21 protein-coding genes are annotated in these 14873 nt (G+C 65.7%); 13 read left to right on the plus strand and 8 right to left on the minus strand.

The annotated features are described in order from the left end of the window. Positions 1–45: 45 nt before the first annotated feature. Both secB and ACFSX5_RS08560 read right to left on the minus strand, forming a co-directional pair. On the minus strand, positions 46–582 hold the full coding sequence (gene secB / locus ACFSX5_RS08555) for a protein-export chaperone SecB (protein WP_386832861.1): 537 nt from the start codon (positions 580–582) through the stop codon (positions 46–48). Between the two features lie 77 nt (positions 583–659). Beyond that, positions 660–1118 (minus strand): FxsA family protein, encoded by a 459-nt coding sequence (locus ACFSX5_RS08560; RefSeq protein ID WP_386832862.1) that lies wholly within the window; start codon positions 1116–1118, stop codon positions 660–662. A 161-nt stretch (positions 1119–1279) separates the two neighbouring features. Between ACFSX5_RS08560 and ACFSX5_RS08565 the strand changes: the two genes are divergently transcribed. From ACFSX5_RS08565 to ACFSX5_RS08575, 3 genes are read left to right on the plus strand one after another with little or no spacing between them, the layout of a single operon-like run. After that, entirely contained in the window at positions 1280–1987 is a 708-nt protein-coding gene (locus ACFSX5_RS08565) for a Tim44/TimA family putative adaptor protein (RefSeq protein ID WP_386832863.1), read from the plus strand. 23 nt (positions 1988–2010) lie between these two features. Then, the gene (locus tag ACFSX5_RS08570; RefSeq protein WP_386832865.1) at positions 2011–2601 is read left to right on the plus strand and encodes a Smr/MutS family protein; all 591 of its coding nucleotides are present in this window, start codon (positions 2011–2013) and stop codon (positions 2599–2601) included. Then, a complete protein-coding gene (locus ACFSX5_RS08575; RefSeq protein ID WP_386832866.1) occupies positions 2598–2963 on the plus strand; it encodes a helix-turn-helix domain-containing protein in 366 nt (121 codons plus the stop codon). Before ACFSX5_RS08570 ends, ACFSX5_RS08575 begins: the two co-directional genes overlap by 4 nt. 147 nt (positions 2964–3110) lie before the next feature. On the opposite strand, the gene hslU is transcribed toward ACFSX5_RS08575, so the two are convergent. From hslU to hslV, 3 genes are read right to left on the minus strand one after another with little or no spacing between them, the layout of a single operon-like run. Then, positions 3111–4418, minus strand: a complete 1308-nt coding sequence (hslU, locus tag ACFSX5_RS08580; protein ID WP_386832868.1) for an ATP-dependent protease ATPase subunit HslU — start codon at positions 4416–4418, stop codon at positions 3111–3113. Then, the gene (locus ACFSX5_RS08585; protein ID WP_386832870.1) at positions 4415–4933 is read right to left on the minus strand and encodes a GNAT family N-acetyltransferase; all 519 of its coding nucleotides are present in this window, start codon (positions 4931–4933) and stop codon (positions 4415–4417) included. The genes hslU and ACFSX5_RS08585 overlap by 4 nt, the downstream gene beginning before the upstream one ends. Beyond that, positions 4930–5490 carry an ATP-dependent protease subunit HslV gene (hslV, locus tag ACFSX5_RS08590; RefSeq protein ID WP_386832871.1) on the minus strand — a complete coding sequence of 187 codons (561 nt, stop codon included), beginning with the start codon at positions 5488–5490 and terminating at the stop codon, positions 4930–4932. The genes ACFSX5_RS08585 and hslV overlap by 4 nt, the downstream gene beginning before the upstream one ends. 345 nt (positions 5491–5835) lie before the next feature. Between hslV and hisB the strand changes: the two genes are divergently transcribed. The 8 genes from hisB to coaA all read left to right on the plus strand — a co-directional run bounded on the left by hisB (position 5836) and on the right by coaA (position 10742). Then, positions 5836–6423: an imidazoleglycerol-phosphate dehydratase HisB gene (hisB, locus tag ACFSX5_RS08595; RefSeq protein WP_386832872.1), complete on the plus strand. Its 588-nt coding sequence runs from the start codon at positions 5836–5838 to the stop codon at positions 6421–6423. Positions 6424–6561: 138 nt separating this feature from the next. Beyond that, positions 6562–6909, plus strand: coding sequence for a DUF2628 domain-containing protein (locus ACFSX5_RS08600; RefSeq protein ID WP_386832873.1), 348 nt, complete (start codon positions 6562–6564; stop codon positions 6907–6909). Further along, positions 6906–7556, plus strand: a complete 651-nt coding sequence (gene hisH / locus ACFSX5_RS08605) for an imidazole glycerol phosphate synthase subunit HisH (protein ID WP_386832874.1) — start codon at positions 6906–6908, stop codon at positions 7554–7556. Before ACFSX5_RS08600 ends, hisH begins: the two co-directional genes overlap by 4 nt. Next, the gene (gene hisA, locus ACFSX5_RS08610; RefSeq protein WP_386832875.1) at positions 7553–8284 is read left to right on the plus strand and encodes a 1-(5-phosphoribosyl)-5-[(5-phosphoribosylamino)methylideneamino]imidazole-4-carboxamide isomerase; all 732 of its coding nucleotides are present in this window, start codon (positions 7553–7555) and stop codon (positions 8282–8284) included. Before hisH ends, hisA begins: the two co-directional genes overlap by 4 nt. Further along, a complete protein-coding gene (locus ACFSX5_RS08615) occupies positions 8281–8625 on the plus strand; it encodes a hypothetical protein (protein ID WP_386832876.1) in 345 nt (114 codons plus the stop codon). The genes hisA and ACFSX5_RS08615 overlap by 4 nt, the downstream gene beginning before the upstream one ends. Continuing rightward, positions 8622–9419 (plus strand): imidazole glycerol phosphate synthase subunit HisF, encoded by a 798-nt coding sequence (gene hisF, locus ACFSX5_RS08620; RefSeq protein ID WP_386832877.1) that lies wholly within the window; start codon positions 8622–8624, stop codon positions 9417–9419. The genes ACFSX5_RS08615 and hisF overlap by 4 nt, the downstream gene beginning before the upstream one ends. Before the next feature lie 61 nt (positions 9420–9480). Next, positions 9481–9798: a phosphoribosyl-ATP diphosphatase gene (locus ACFSX5_RS08625; protein ID WP_386832879.1), complete on the plus strand. Its 318-nt coding sequence runs from the start codon at positions 9481–9483 to the stop codon at positions 9796–9798. Next, positions 9795–10742 carry a type I pantothenate kinase gene (gene coaA / locus ACFSX5_RS08630; protein ID WP_386832880.1) on the plus strand — a complete coding sequence of 316 codons (948 nt, stop codon included), beginning with the start codon at positions 9795–9797 and terminating at the stop codon, positions 10740–10742. The genes ACFSX5_RS08625 and coaA overlap by 4 nt, the downstream gene beginning before the upstream one ends. A 163-nt stretch (positions 10743–10905) precedes the next feature. Here coaA and ACFSX5_RS08635 read toward each other — a convergent pair whose 3' ends face one another. Further along, a complete protein-coding gene (locus ACFSX5_RS08635; protein WP_386832881.1) occupies positions 10906–11256 on the minus strand; it encodes a VOC family protein in 351 nt (116 codons plus the stop codon). 118 nt (positions 11257–11374) lie between these two features. On the opposite strand from ACFSX5_RS08635, the gene dapB reads away from it, so the two are divergent. Both dapB and ACFSX5_RS08645 read left to right on the plus strand, forming a co-directional pair. Continuing rightward, on the plus strand, positions 11375–12181 hold the full coding sequence (gene dapB, locus ACFSX5_RS08640) for a 4-hydroxy-tetrahydrodipicolinate reductase (RefSeq protein WP_386832882.1): 807 nt from the start codon (positions 11375–11377) through the stop codon (positions 12179–12181). A gap of 25 nt (positions 12182–12206) precedes the next feature. Continuing rightward, a complete protein-coding gene (locus ACFSX5_RS08645; protein WP_386832883.1) occupies positions 12207–12821 on the plus strand; it encodes a 2,3-bisphosphoglycerate-dependent phosphoglycerate mutase in 615 nt (204 codons plus the stop codon). Here ACFSX5_RS08645 and ACFSX5_RS08650 read toward each other — a convergent pair. Continuing rightward, positions 12773–13855, minus strand: a complete 1083-nt coding sequence (locus ACFSX5_RS08650; protein ID WP_386832884.1) for an AI-2E family transporter — start codon at positions 13853–13855, stop codon at positions 12773–12775. The genes ACFSX5_RS08645 and ACFSX5_RS08650 overlap by 49 nt on opposite strands. A gap of 75 nt (positions 13856–13930) precedes the next feature. Beyond that, positions 13931–14797, minus strand: a complete 867-nt coding sequence (locus tag ACFSX5_RS08655) for a methylated-DNA--[protein]-cysteine S-methyltransferase (protein WP_386832885.1) — start codon at positions 14795–14797, stop codon at positions 13931–13933. Positions 14798–14873 lie beyond the last annotated feature (76 nt).

Consider the following 14873-nt stretch of genomic DNA (forward strand, 5'->3'; position numbering starts at 1 on the left):
GCTTGTTCCAAACAAAAACGCCGCCCGGAGGCGCCGTTTTGATTCCTAGTTCACCGTAGGCTCGCCGCCGCCATTGGCAGGGGCAGGAGCGGCGCCGCCGCCGGCCTGCTGCTGGGCCGCGAGCTTCTGCAGGTTCTGGCGGTAGATGGCGGTGAAATCGACCGGCTCCATCATCAGCGGCGGGAAGCCGCCCTGCTGGGTGACATTGGCCAGCACCTGACGCGCGAACGGGAAGATCAGCCGCGGGCACTCGATCATCAGGATGGCGCTGAGCTGGTTGTCCGGAATGTTGCGGATGCGGAACACGCCGCCATAGACGAGCTCGACGTTGAACAGCACTGCTTCTTCGCGGTTGGCCTTGGCGTTGAGCGTCAGCTCGACGGCATAGGTATCGTCGTTCTGCTTTTTCACGCCAACCGAGATGTTGACGTTGAAGGCCGGATTGGCGCCGCCACCGAGCATGGAGCCCGGCGCACCCGGGTTCTCGAAGCTGAGGTCGCGGATATACTGGCCAATGAGGTTCATCGAAGGCGGGTTGGCGGCTGCCTGCGGAGCGGCGCCGCCCTGGGTCTCGTCGGCCATGGTCTTGTCCTTTGGTGTCTCGAGTTTTCCGGCGGTGGCTAGCATTTTTGCCCCGCCGTCACAAGCTTCCGGGGTGTTCAGCGCGGCCGGAACTCGTCGTCGTCGAGCTCGATGGTCCCGCGCTGGCCGAGCCGGGGATCGGCGGGAGACTCATGCCGGTAGTAGCTGGTCGTGGTCTCGACCACCGTCACCCGGCGGGCGAGCCAGCCATAGATGGCATGGCGTACCGGCGGCAGCAGCAGCGCCAGAGCCAGGACGTCGGTGATCAGCCCCGGCAGCATCAGCAGCACCGCCGCGAGGCCGAGCATCATCACATCGGCAAGATCACGCCCGGGCAATTGCCCCTGCTGCACGGTACCGGCCAGCCGGCGCACGGCCCCGAGCCCTTCATTGCGCAACAGGATGCCACCCAGGATCGCAGCGCCGATCACCAGCGCCAGCGTCGGCCACAGGCCGATGGTCTGGCCGACCTTGATCAGCACCGCGATTTCGAGGATCGGGTAGAGGATCACCCCTATCAGAAACAATCGGGCCACGGCCGGTTCTCCCTTCGCCACCCGCTATGCGTGGTGCGGCATGTTGCAACTTGACCCATCGTGAACTGGTTTCAGGATGAGCTTCGTCTATATATAGGTTCAGTTCCGGCGTCCGGCGAGGCGCGATCGCGCCGCAAGGCGCTCGAAAGGTCTACTGTCCGATGGATGAATTCTTCGATCTGCCAACGCTCATCGTGATCGCCGTGGCGGTCTTCGTGCTGTTCCGGCTGCGCTCGGTGCTTGGCACGCGCACCGGCAATGAGCGCCCGCCGATGGAGCGCCGCCGCCCGGCCGAGGCTGGCGAAGAGACCGTGGTGCCGCTGCGTCCGCGTCCGGCACCGGCTCCCGAGATGGACACCGAGCGGCGCGCCCGCAAGCTCGAATCCGAGATCGAACAGTTCTCCCGCGGCGACGCCGATCTGGCCGCCGGCCTCCGGGCGGTGGCGGAAGCCGACAGCAGCTTCACCCCGAAATTCTTCCTCGATGGCGCCAAGCAGGCCTATGAGATGATCGTCACGGCGTTTGCCGAGGGCGACCGGCAGACGCTCAAGAACCTGCTCGACAAGGACGTTTATGATGGCTTCGTCCGCGCCATCAGTGAGCGCGAAGGCGCCGGCCAGAAGGTGGACTTCACCTTTGTCGGCCTGCCCAAGGTGGAGATTTCCGAGGCTGAATACGACAAGCGCAACGTCATCGTGACCGTGCGCTTCCACGCCGAAGTGGTCTCGGCTACTCGCGACAAGGACGGCACCATCGTCGAGGGCGATGCCGAGCAGATCCAGGCCGTCGCCGACGAGTGGACCTTCCAGCGCAACCCCAAGTCGCGCGACCCCAACTGGAAAGTCGTCGCCACCAGCCAGCTCGACTGATCCCGAGGCGGTTGGCGCGTGCCATGTCGAAACGTGAGCCGAAGCGCCTCCCGCACGACTTCCACCTGTGGACGGCGGTAGCGGAAACCGTCGAGCCGTTGCGGCGCAAGCGCCTGGTGCAGCCCCACGGCAACGCCCCGCTGCCCTTGCCGCCGGAAACGGCGCTTGCTCCCGAAATCCGCCGTCCGCCCAAACCGCGATTGCAGCCGCGCGAGCCCTTTCTGCCCCCGTATCAGGCGCCGCCCCAGCACCGGGCGGCTCCCGACAAGGCAGTGGATCCGGCAACGCACAAGAAGGTCCGCCGTGGCCGCATCGATATCGACGGCACCATCGACCTGCACGGCATGACCCAGGCGGAAGCGCGCGAGGCGCTGCACCGTTTCATCCTGGCGCGGGCGGCGCGCGGCGACCGGACCTTGCTGGTGATCACCGGCAAGGGTGCTCGTAACGACGACGATTTCATCGCCGCGATGAACGAACGCGGGGTGTTGAGAACCATGCTGCCGGTCTGGCTGAACGAGCCGGCGCTGGCGCGCTACGTGTCCGGCTGGAGCATTGCTGCCCGCGGCCATGGCGGGGAGGGGGCGTGGTATGTGCGCCTGCGGCGCGCATGACCCCGCTTGGCCAGCGCATCCGCGAGCTGCGCGAGGAGCGCGGCGTGTCGCTCAAGGACATGGCGGCAGCGCTCGGCGTGTCGAGCGCGTACCTATCGGCGCTGGAACACGGCAAGCGCGGCAAGCCGACCGGCTTCCTGCTCCACCGCATCATCGCCTATTTCAACGTGATCTGGGACGAGGCCGAGGAACTGCAGCGGCTGGCGGAACTGAGCGACCCGAAGGTCACCATCGACACGGCCGGATTGGCGCCTGAGGCGACGGAACTCGCGAATCGGCTGGCCAGCGATATCGGCAAGCTTGAGGTGGAGGATCTGCGGGCCCTGATCAACGAACTCAACCGCCGGAAGGTGGGACGATAGGGGTTTAGCGCAGGCGCGTGCTTGTGGCATTCCACACCACCGGCCTGCCCTCGGGCCTGACCCGAGGGCCACTCGTAACGCGGTGTGCGCTGACAAAGGCCCTCGGATCAAGTCCGAGGGCAGCACCGTGGGGGTGAAGATTGCCCCTTACAGCACGAACTTGCTGAGATCGCTGTCGCCCGCCAGCACGCCCACCTTCTCGCGGACGAAGGCGGCGTCGATGGTGATGGTCTGACCCTGCTTGTCGGGGGCTTCGAAGCTGATGTCCTCCACCAGCCGTTCCATCACCGTCTGCAGGCGTCGGGCGCCGATATTCTCGACGCTGGAATTGACCTGCACCGCCGCGTCAGCAATGGCCTCGATCGCATCCTGGGTGATCTCCAGCGTCACCCCTTCGGTGCCCATCAGCGCTACATACTGCTTGATCAGGCTGGCCTCGGTGTCGTTGAGGATGCCGATGAAGTCCTCACGGGTGAGTGCCTGCAGTTCGACGCGGATCGGCAGGCGGCCCTGGAGTTCCGGCAGCAGATCGCTGGGCTTCGACACATGGAAGGCGCCCGAGGCGATGAACAGGATGTGGTCGGTCTTCACCGGGCCGTACTTGGTCGCGACCGTGGTGCCTTCGATCAGCGGCAGGAGGTCCCGCTGCACGCCTTCGCGCGACGGACCACCCTGCACGCCGCCCTCGCGGTGAGCGACCTTGTCGATCTCGTCGATGAAGACGATGCCGTGGTTCTCCACCAGCTCGATGGCTTCCGACTTCAACTGGTCCTGGTCGAGCAGCTTGTCGGCCTCTTCGGCGATCAGCGGCTCATAGGCGTCCTTGACCTTGATCTTGCGCTTGACGCCGCGCCCGCCCATGGCCTGCTTGAACATGTCGGACAGATTGATCATGCCGATGCCACCGTTAGGCATGCCCGGGATCTCGAAGCCGCCCGGAGTTGCCGGGGTCATTTCGATCTCCACTTCCTTGTCGTCGAGTTCGTTGTCGCGAAGCTTCTTGCGGAAGGCTTCGCGGGTCGACGGTGTGGCGGAGGTGCCGACCAGCGCATCAAGCACGCGCTCCTCGGCATTGTGGTGCGCCTGGGCCTGAACATCCCGGCGGCGGCGATCACGCAGTACGGTGATGCCGGCTTCGACGAGGTCGCGCACGATCTGCTCGACGTCGCGGCCGACATAGCCGACCTCGGTGAACTTGGTGGCTTCAACCTTGATGAACGGAGCCTGGGCGAGCCGCGCCAGCCGACGCGAAATCTCGGTCTTGCCGACGCCGGTGGGCCCGATCATCAGGATGTTCTTGGGGCTGACTTCGCGGCGCAGGTCGGCCGGAAGCTGCTGCCGGCGCCAGCGGTTGCGCAGCGCCACGGCAACGGCCCGCTTGGCATCCTTCTGGCCGACGATGTGGCGGTCGAGCTCGCTGACGATCTCGCGCGGGGAAAAATTGGTTTCGGTCATTGGTCTTCTCCAGGTGCCTTGTCGAGGAAGCGCACCATCTGGTGTTCGTCGATAAATCGACCGTTCACGAAGAGGGCCCGGGGCTCGGTCCCATATGTGCGGAAGCCGGCCTTCTCGTAGAGCCGGATTGCCGCCGTGTTGTAGGTGCCGACACCCAGCTCGAGCTGGATGACGTGATGGCGGGCGTGGTCCACCGCTGCTTCGATCAGCGCGAGGCTCGCGCCGGTGCCGCGCAGGGAGGGGCCGACATAGACGGAGATGATATCTCCCACATGCCGGGCCTTTACACCTTCACGGCGAGCGAAGGCCACCATGCCGGCGAGTGTGCCCTCGGCATCGAAGGCGCCGAATACCGCCAGCCGCTCCAGCAGGCTCCGGAAGTAGGCGTCCGACTGCCGGGCCGCTTCCTCATGCGCAGTCCCGAATGCTTCCGGCGCCGCCTCGAGAGCCTCGAGCCTCAGTGCCCGGTAGGCGCCGAGATCCTGCGGCCCGAGCCTGCGGATCGAATAGGTCACGCCTCCAGCTCGATGCTTTCCACCGTGACGTTGCCATTGGTGTAGACGCAGATCTGCTCGGCGATCTTCATGGCTTCGCGGGCGATGTGCTCGGCGTCGAGTTCGGTGTTCTGCGCCAGCGCCAGGGCGGCGGAGAGCGCGTAGTTGCCGCCCGAACCGATGGCGGTGACGCCGTAATCGGGGGTAAGCACGTCGCCCGTGCCGGTCAGCACCAGCGTTTCGCGCTTGTCGGCGACGATCATCATCGCCTCGAGCCGGCGCAGATAGCGATCGGTGCGCCAATCCTTGGCAAGTTCGACGGCGGCACGCATCAACTGGTCGGGATATTGCTCGAGCTTGGCCTCGAGCCGCTCGAACAGGGTGAAGGCGTCGGCCGTGGCGCCGGCAAAGCCGCCGATGACCTTGCCGCCCGCCAGCCGCCGCACCTTCTTGGCGCCGTGCTTCATCACGGTCTGGCCCATGGAGACCTGGCCATCGCCGGCCACCACGACCTTGTTGCCCTTGCGCACGGAGACGATGGTCGTCCCGTGCCAGCCGGGAAATTGAGATTCACTCATAGGGGGAGGTACTCCGAACTGTTGCGTTCTATTTAGGCGCGAAGCGGGCGATTGCAACGGGTGCAGCCGATGGCCAGAAGCCGTGACCCCGCGGATCGCCCCCCGTGGAAAGCCGCAATTCGGACGAGGTTGGGCAGCACCCTGCAGCGTGACTCTTCAAGCCCTACGATCGGGGAAGTGTCCATGCCGCCCATCTACGTCATCATCGCGTTGGCACTGGCGACATGGGCGCTAGTCATTGGTCTCGGCTGGCTCATTTGGGTGCTGCTCGGCTGAGCGGCCTCAACCCAATCTTCACGCCGGCGTGCCTATCTGCTAGAGCCGCCCGCGTCCGGAGATATCCCCATGCGTACCGCCAGCATCAGCCGCAAGACCAACGAGACCGCGATCGACGTGTCGATCAACCTCGACGGCAGTGGCGCACACACCATGGCGACGGGCGTCGGCTTCTTCGACCACATGCTCGACCAACTCTCGCGCCACTCGCTGATCGATATGGAGGTGCGCTGCACCGGCGATCTCCACATCGACTTCCACCACACGGTGGAAGACGTCGGCATTGCACTCGGCCAGGCGCTGAAGCAGGCGCTGGGCGACAAGGCCGGTATAACCCGCTATGCCAGTTGCGACCTGCCGATGGACGGCACGCTGACCCGCGCGGCGGTCGACGTGTCCGGTCGTGCCTTCCTGGTGTTCCGGGCCGAGTTCAGCCAGGCCAAGATCGGCGAAATCGACACCGAGCTGTTCCGCGAGTTCTTCCAGGCCTTTGCGGTCAATGCCGGCATCACGCTCCACATCGAGAACTTCTACTTCGACAACAACCACCATCTGGCGGAATCGATGTTCAAGGCGGTGGCGCGGGCGCTGCGCCAGGCGGTGGAGATCGATCCGCGTGCCGGCGGCCGGGTGCCGTCGACCAAGGGCACGCTCTGAGGCTGGAACATCCAGCCTTTTTGCACTAAGTCACCGGCAAACACTGGTGTCACCCTGGCATAGAGCCGGGGTCCATACTGACATTTCAAGATGGCTTCCCGCTTGCGCGGGAATGACATCGAGGGTGTGGAGAGAGTTGTGACCCTTTACGCCATCTTCGATCCCAAGTCCGGTTCCGCCGAACTGCCGCGCGTGGTGCCGGAGCGGTTCAGTTGGCTCGCTATGCTGTTGCCGCCGGTCTATCTGCTCGGCCATCGGCTGTGGCTGGAAGTGCTGGTGTGGCTGGTGAAGACGGCAGCGCTGGTCCTGCTCGCCCGCTACCTCGGTGGCGGTACCGCCTTCCTGCTCTATGTCCTTGCTGCCATCTGGATCGGCCTCTCTGCTCCCGATTGGCGCCGGCAGAAACTCGCCCGTCAGGGCTGGCGGTTCCGCGGCGATCGCGTCGCCGCCTCCCCTGATATGGCCCAACTGGAGGCGCTGCGATGAGCCTTGTCACCATCATCGACTACGGCGCCGGCAACCTTCACTCGGCCGCCAAGGCGTTCCAGCGCATGGCCGACGAGGTCGGCGATTCCACCGTTGAAGTGACGGCCGATCCCGAGCGGGTCCGTCTTGCCGACCGCATCATGCTGCCCGGCGTCGGCGCCTTTGCCGACTGCAAGGCCGGGCTCGATGCCGTGCCGGGCATGGTGGAGATGCTCGAGGAGAAGGTGATCCGCGGCGGCACGCCCTTTCTCGGCGTTTGCGTCGGCATGCAGTTGATGGCCACGGAAGGTCGCGAGAAAGCCGTGACGCCTGGTCTCGGCTGGATCAGCGGCGCGGTGGAACGCATTCGCCCGAACGCTCCCGACCTCAAGATCCCGCACATGGGGTGGAACACGCTGAGTTTCACCCGGCCGCACAAGCTGTTCGAGGGCATCCCTGACGGCCCGGATGGGCTCCATGCCTATTTCGTCCACTCCTACCACCTTGTGACCGACGACCCGTCGACCTGCGTCGCCACCACTGAATATGGTGGGCCGGTCACGGCCTGCGTGGCGCGCGACAATCTGTTCGGTGCGCAGTTCCATCCCGAAAAGTCGCAGACCCTCGGCCTGCGGCTGATCGGCAATTTCCTGAGGTGGACGCCGTGATCCTCTTCCCCGCCATCGACCTCAAGGACGGCCAGTGCGTCCGGCTCAAGCTGGGGGACATGGACCAGGCCACCGTGTTCAACGATGACCCCGCCGCCCAGGCGCGGAGCTTCGAGAGTCAGGGCTTCGAGTACCTCCACGTCGTCGACCTCAACGGCGCCTTTGCCGGCGAAAGCATTAACGGCGCGGCAGTCGAGGCGATCCTGAAAGAGGTGAGTTTCCCGGTGCAGCTCGGCGGCGGCATCCGCACGCTGGCGCATATCGAGAGCTGGCTCGTCAAGGGGCTCGCCCGCGTCATCCTCGGCACCGTCGCGGTGCGCGATCCGGCGCTGGTCAAGGAAGCGGCCGCCAAATGGCCGGGGCAGGTCGCCGTCGGCATCGATGCCCGCAAGGGCATGGTCGCGGTGGAAGGCTGGGCCGAAACGTCCGAACTCTCGGTGATCGAACTCGCCAAGCGCTTCGAAGGCGCCGGCGTTGCTGCCATCATCTATACCGACATCGACCGCGATGGCGTGCTCGCCGGCATCAACTGGGACTCGACCCTCGAGCTGGCCCGCGCCACCACCATTCCGGTGATCGCCTCTGGTGGCCTCGCCTCCATGGCTGACATCGAGCGCATGACCCAGCCCGAATACCAGGTGCTGGAAGGGGCAATCTCCGGCCGCGCCCTCTATGACGGGCGTATTGATTCACGTGAAGCACTGGCCATGTTGCGGGCGGCGGCGTGAGCGCAGCAGCCCGCAAGCGGCGTTTCCCCTGGGGCATCTACGCCATTGTGACCGTGCTGGTGCTGGTCTTCGCCTTGTGGCCTTTGGCAGGGGTCGCCATCAGCGGCTGGATTGCGGAAAGTCACGGCTGCACCCTCAATGAAGCCTCCACCCACCCCTGCGTGATCGGCGGGACCGATTGGGGCGGCGCGCTCTACACCTGGTTCGTGCTGGGCTGGTTCATGCTTGCAACCATCCCGCTTGGCGCCGGCGCCCTCCTGGTGCTGCTCGTGGTTGCCATCATTCACTGGCTGGCCTGGCGCCGGCACCAGCAGCTCCAACCACCCGAGTCCACGTCATGACGCTGAAGACCCGCCTCATTCCCTGCCTCGATGTTGCCGGTGGCCGCGTGGTCAAAGGCGTGCAGTTCGTCGACCTGGTGGATGCCGGTGATCCGGTGGAAGCCGCCATCGCCTATGACGCTGCCGGTGCCGACGAGCTGACCTTTCTCGACATCACCGCCAGCCACGAAGGCCGCGACACCATCTTCGACGTGGTGGCGCGCACCGCCGAACACTGCTTCATGCCGGTGACCGTGGGTGGCGGCGTCAAGAGCATCGAGGACATTCGCAAGCTCTTGCTGGCCGGGGCCGACAAGGTCGCCATCAACTCGGCGGCGGTGAACGACCCCGACTTCATCTCCCGCGCTGCCGACAAGTTCGGCAACCAGTGCATCGTCGTCTCGGTCGATGCGCGCCAGCGGCTCGAGGAGCGGCCGGGCGGCGACAACCGTTCGGAATGGGAGATCTATACTCATGGCGGCCGGCGGGCGACGGGGCTCGATGCGGTCGAGTTCGCCGCGCGCATGGTCGAGCGCGGGGCAGGGGAGCTCTTGGTCACCTCCATGGATCGCGACGGCACCAAGTCCGGCTTCGACCTCAAGCTCACCCGTGCCATTGCCGACGCGGTGGAAGTGCCGGTGATTGCCTCGGGCGGCGTCGGCACGCTGCAGCACCTTGTCGATGGGGTGAAGGAAGGCCATGCCAGCGCCGTGCTCGCCGCCTCGATCTTCCACTTCGGCACCTTCACCATTCCCGAAGCCAAGCAGTATCTGCGCGACCACGGCGTCGCGGTGCGAATGGACAGGGCAGCCTAAGGTCCGGGGTGACGACGCCCACGCTTTTGCCGTAGAGCTTTCACCATCGGGGGGCTGGTCAATGACGCTTGAAGAACTCGAACAGCGGATCGCCACGCGCGCTGCCGCCTCGGCGGAGGACAGCTATACGGCCAAGCTGATCGCGCGCGGCATCAACAAGGCCGCCCAGAAGCTCGGCGAAGAAGCGACCGAGGCGGTGATCGCTGCGGTGACCAAAGACCGCGCCGAACTGGTCAAGGAATCGGCCGACGTGCTCTACCACCTGCTGGTGGTGCTGCGCGCCGCCGGTGTGCCGCTGGCCGAGGTGATGGCCGAACTCGATTCCCGCACGGCGCAGTCGGGCCTGGCCGAAAAGGCTGCGCGAAAGGCTCAGCCGTGACCCCGACCCGGACGCTCGAACCCTACCATTCCTTCACCAAGGCCGAGTGGAGCAAGCTGCGCGACGGCCAGCCGATGACGCTGACCCAGGCCGATATCGAGCGGCTACGCACGCTGTCCGACCCGATCTCGCTAGAAGAGGCGGAAGAGGTCTACCTGCCGCTGACGCGGCTCCTCTCCTATTATGTCGAGGCTATCCAGGGCCTCCACAACGTCTCGACCCGGTTCCTGAATGCGCCCGACCACAAGGTGCCGTTCATCATCGGGGTCGCCGGGTCGGTTGCGGTGGGCAAGTCGACCACCGCCCGCATCCTGCAGGCGCTGCTCGCCCGCTGGCCGTCGAGCCCCAAGGTCGATCTCGTCACCACCGACGGCTTTCTCTACCCCAATGCCGTGCTCGCCGAGCGCGGGCTGATGGAGCGCAAGGGTTTCCCCGAGAGCTATGATCGTCCGCGCTTCGTGCAGTTCCTGGCCGACATCAAGTCTGGTCATGGGGAGGTGCGGGTGCCGGTCTACTCGCACCTGGTCTACGACGTGGTGCCCGGGGAAGAGGTGGTCATCGACCGTCCTGATATCCTGATCGTCGAAGGGCTCAATATCCTCCAGCCGGGTGAACTGCCGCGGACCGGCAACCCGATCCTGTTCGCCTCCGACTTCCTCGATTTTTCGGTCTATATCGACGCCGAGCCGGAGGATCTCGAAGCCTGGTTCATGGAGCGCTTCTTCCGCCTCCGCGACACCGCCTTCCGGGACCCCACCTCGTTCTTCCGCCGTTTCGCCGAGATGAGCCAGGAAGAGGCCGGCGAGTTCGGCCGACAGGTGTGGCGCAGCATCAACCTGCCCAACCTGCTCGACAACGTGCTGCCGACCCGCGGCCGCGCCGACCTGATCCTCAAGAAGGGCCGCGATCACCTGATCGAAGAAGTGCGTCTGCGGCGGGTTTAGGATACTGGCGTCGACAAGCACCCCGCTGCTGTCCCCTCTCCCCTGAGGGGAGAGGGTTAGGGTGAGGGGTTCACCCTCACTGCAGGACCCCAGCGCTGAACCCCTCACCCGCCGCAAGCGGCGACCTCTCCCCTCAGGGGAGAGGGGACTGTTCGTGGGCCTCTCAATACGTCCCCGGCTGCGGTTGGCTCAGGATGATGGTGTTGCCATCGCTATCGCGGAACTTGGCGGTCTTGAAGAAATCGCCGACCGATTTCGACACCGGCATCAGCCCGTGCAGCGCCAGCCGGCCGAGTTCCTCGGCGATGTCGTCGACGATCAGCGTCAGCACCGCCGCGCCGGCACGATCGGCATCGGTGTGCACCTGCACCCAGCCGCCGCCGGGCAGCTTCCATTCGGCCACATCCTTCATGGGGCGGGCGTCCGGTTCGCGGCCGAACAGGCGTTCGTAGAAGTCGCTGGCTTCGGCGATGTCTTCCACCGCGATGCCGGCAAGGGCATTGGTGATGGTCATGGCCTCTCTGGGGCTGAGCCTCGGTTGGGCGAATCGTATCATGTCCAGCGGCAAAGGCCATCGCGGTTGGCTGCGGCAAGCGGCGCTGCTATAGCCGGGGCGAAACGGGAGAGGCGGCATGGATCGGCTGAAGGTGGTGATTGCGGGCGCTGGCGGGCGCATGGGCCAGGCCAATCTGCGAGCCGTGGCCGCCGCGCCGCAGCTACAGCTCGTGGGTGCGCTGGACCGCCCGGGTGCCTCGGTCGGCCGTGATGCCGGCACGCTGGCCGGTCTTGAGCCGCTCGGCGTCACCGTCACCAGCGATCTCCAGCAGGCACTCGATGGTGCCGACGCCATCATCGACTTCACCGCTCCGGCAGCCAGTGTCGAACTCGCCGCAGCCGCCGGCTCCCGCAAGCTGGTCCACATTATCGGCACCACGGGTTTTTCCGATGCCGACGAAGCCGCCATCGCCGCAGCCGCGGTTGCCGGTGCCCGCATCGTCAAGTCCGGCAACTTTTCGCCGGGCATGGTGGCGCTGACGGCGCTGGTCGAAAAGGCTGCGGCGGCCCTGTCCGACTACGACGTCGAGATCCTCGAAATGCACCACAACCAGAAGGTCGACGCCCCCTCCGGCACCGCCCTGATGCTGGGTGAGGCTGCGGCCCGCGGCCGGCACGTGTCCCTTAAGGACAAGTGGGTCAAGGTGCGCGACGGCCATACCGGTCCGCGCGAGGCTGGGACGATTGGTTTCGCCACCCTGCGCGGCGGCAATGTCATCGGCGACCACATGGTGATTCTCGCCGGCCCGTCTGAACGGATCGAACTCAACCACCGCGCCCAGGACCGCACCATCTATGCCAACGGCGCCATAAGGGCTCTACTTTGGGCGGCCGGGCAGCCGGCCGGGCTCTATTCCATGGCCGACGTGCTCGGCCTCAACTGAACGTCAAACGCTAGGAACGACACACATGACCGGCACCCTGATCCTGGTTCGCCATGGCCAGAGCGAGTGGAACCTCAAGAACCTGTTCACCGGCTGGCGCAACCCGGACCTGACCGAAAAGGGCATCGAGGAAGCGCGCGACACCGGCAAGAAGCTCAAGGCCGCCGGTATCGTGCCCGACCTCTACTACACCTCGGCGCTGCGCCGGGCGCAGCACACGCTCGACCTGATGCTCGAGGAGATGGGCATCGTCGACGTTACCATCGTGCGTCACACGGCGCTGAACGAGCGCGACTATGGCGACCTCGCCGGCCTCAACAAGGACGATGCCCGCGCCAAGTGGGGCGAGGAGCAGGTCCACATCTGGCGCCGCTCCTATGACGTGCCCCCGCCGGGCGGCGAATCGCTCAAGGACACTGCGGCCCGGACGCTGCCCTACTACGAGCGCGAAATCCTGCCCGCGCTCAAGGATGGCAAGACCGTGCTCGTTGCCGCGCACGGCAACTCGCTGCGGGCGCTGGTGATGGCGATCGAGGGACTCACCTCCGACGAAATCCTGGCGCGCGAAATCGCCACCGGCGAGCCCACCGTCTACAAGATCGGCTCGGATGGTTCGCTGGCCGAAAAGGTCGTGCTCTGATCGACATCGAGCGGGGTGGCTTCGTCCTCCTCGCGCGGATCGATATAGAGCTCATTGGTGAGTGTACGGGCCACTGCGAAGATCGGCGTCGCGAGGGCGATGCCGAGCGGCCCGAACAGCGCCCCCATGACCGCCATCACTGCGAGTGACCAAGCGGGCGGCAGGTGGATGATCCGCTGCTGCAGCATCGGGGTCAGGATATAGCCTTCTAGGTTCTGGATCAGCAGCAGGCCGGCGGCGCCGAGCAGCAGCGTCGTCATGTCCTCGGCAGCAAGGGTCAGCATCACCGGGACCGCCGAGATGATCGGGCCGAGAAACGGCACGAAGTTCAGCAAGCCCGACAACACGCCCAGGAGCCCGGCATTGGGCACATCCAGTGCCGTCAGCAGCAGGAAGATAAGCGTTCCGATCAGCACCATCATTGCCACCTGCGTCACCAGCCAGCCGCGGAGAGCTTCGCCGGTGGCTGAGAAGGCCGCGCGCAGCCGCTTGCGCTGGGCCCGCGGCAAGAGCAGCAGGAAGCCGTCACGATACCCGGCCGGGTTCAGCGCAAAGAACAGGCCGAGGAAGGTGATGATGACGAAATTGCTGGCGATCCCGAGGGTCAGGTTGAACAACGACCCGGCCTGGCTGAACAGCTCGGAAGCGCCGGGAAGAATGGTTGAGAGCAGCGAGCCCTCGTCGCCCTCTTCAACGGTGCCATTGCCGATCTGCATTTCGCGCCATCGGTCATAGAGCCGCGTCGCCTGCTGGCTCAGCATGTCCCAGAGCTGGTTGACACTCTGGCTGAGGCTGGCGCCACCCAGGCTCAGCCCAACCACCAGCAGCGCAAAGATGCAGAAGGCGACGCCCACCACCAGCAGCGGCCGCGGCGCCGGCACCACCTTGCGGATGGCGTGCACAATGGCATCGAGCAAGGTGGCGATCAGGATGCCGGCAAACATCAGCAGCAGAATGGTCGAAATCTGCCAGGCGAGGAACAGCGCCGCCGCCACCACTACGCCTATGAGAATCGATCTGGTGCCTTCGGCCATGCCTGTCCTCGCCTCCGGCTAAGCCGATCAACGAGGTTTGGTTCCGGCACGGCCGGATTCACGTGGAACACGCCGTCAGTGGCGCGCCGAAATCACCCCGGCTTCCCAACCCAGGATTGCGCGCTTGCGCGGCACGCCCCAATGGTAGCCGGTCAAGGCTCCTGAAGTGCCGACCACCCGGTGGCAGGGCACCACGAAGCTTATCGGGTTCTTGCCGACGGCAGCACCCACGGCGCGGCTGGCGGTCGGGCGGCCGATATGGCTCGCCACCTGCTGGTAGGTAGTGGCTTTCCCCACCGGCACCTTCAGCAGCGTCTCCCACACCCGCACTTCGAAATCGGTGCCGATCAGAACCACCCGCACCGGGCGATCGGCGGACCAGCGGCTCGGGTCGAACACCTGCGCAATGACCGGCGCCACGCGCGCGTCGTCGCGGCGGAAGCGGGCGTTCGGCCAGCGCCGGGCCAAGTCCTCGAAGGCCTGTTCCACCGTCGTGTCCGCATCGGCAAAGCCCAGCCCTGAGAGGCCATATTCGGTCGCCGTCGCCACGGCGGTGCCGAAGGGCGAGGGCGCGACGCCCCAGACCATGTCGATCCCCGCCCCACCGGCGCGAAACGCGCCCGGCGGCATCGCCTCATAGGTCACGAACAGGTCGTGGAGGCGCGAGGGGCCCGACAGTCCCACTTCATAGGCGGTGTCGAGCACATTGGCATTGGCGCGCAACAAAGCCTTGGCGTGGTCCAGCGCTACCGCCTGGGCAAAGCTCTTGGGGCTGAGCCCGCACCAGCGGCGGAACAGGTCGGTCAGTTGACGTTCGCTGAGGCCCAGCGAACGGGCAAGGCTGCTGACATCGGCTGTCTCGCCGCCGGCCGAAAGCTGCTCGATGGCAAGCCGCACGATGTTGTAGTCGTCGGCGGGGGAAAGCGCGGTCATCTGGTTCATGGCAGCACCGTCGAAACGTGAATCGAGCCCCTGTCTAGGGTCAGGGACAAACGGGGGCGACCCGCTTTTGACGATG

This window comes from Devosia albogilva (genome assembly GCF_042685625.1).
Lineage (GTDB): Bacteria > Pseudomonadota > Alphaproteobacteria > Rhizobiales > Devosiaceae > Devosia > Devosia albogilva.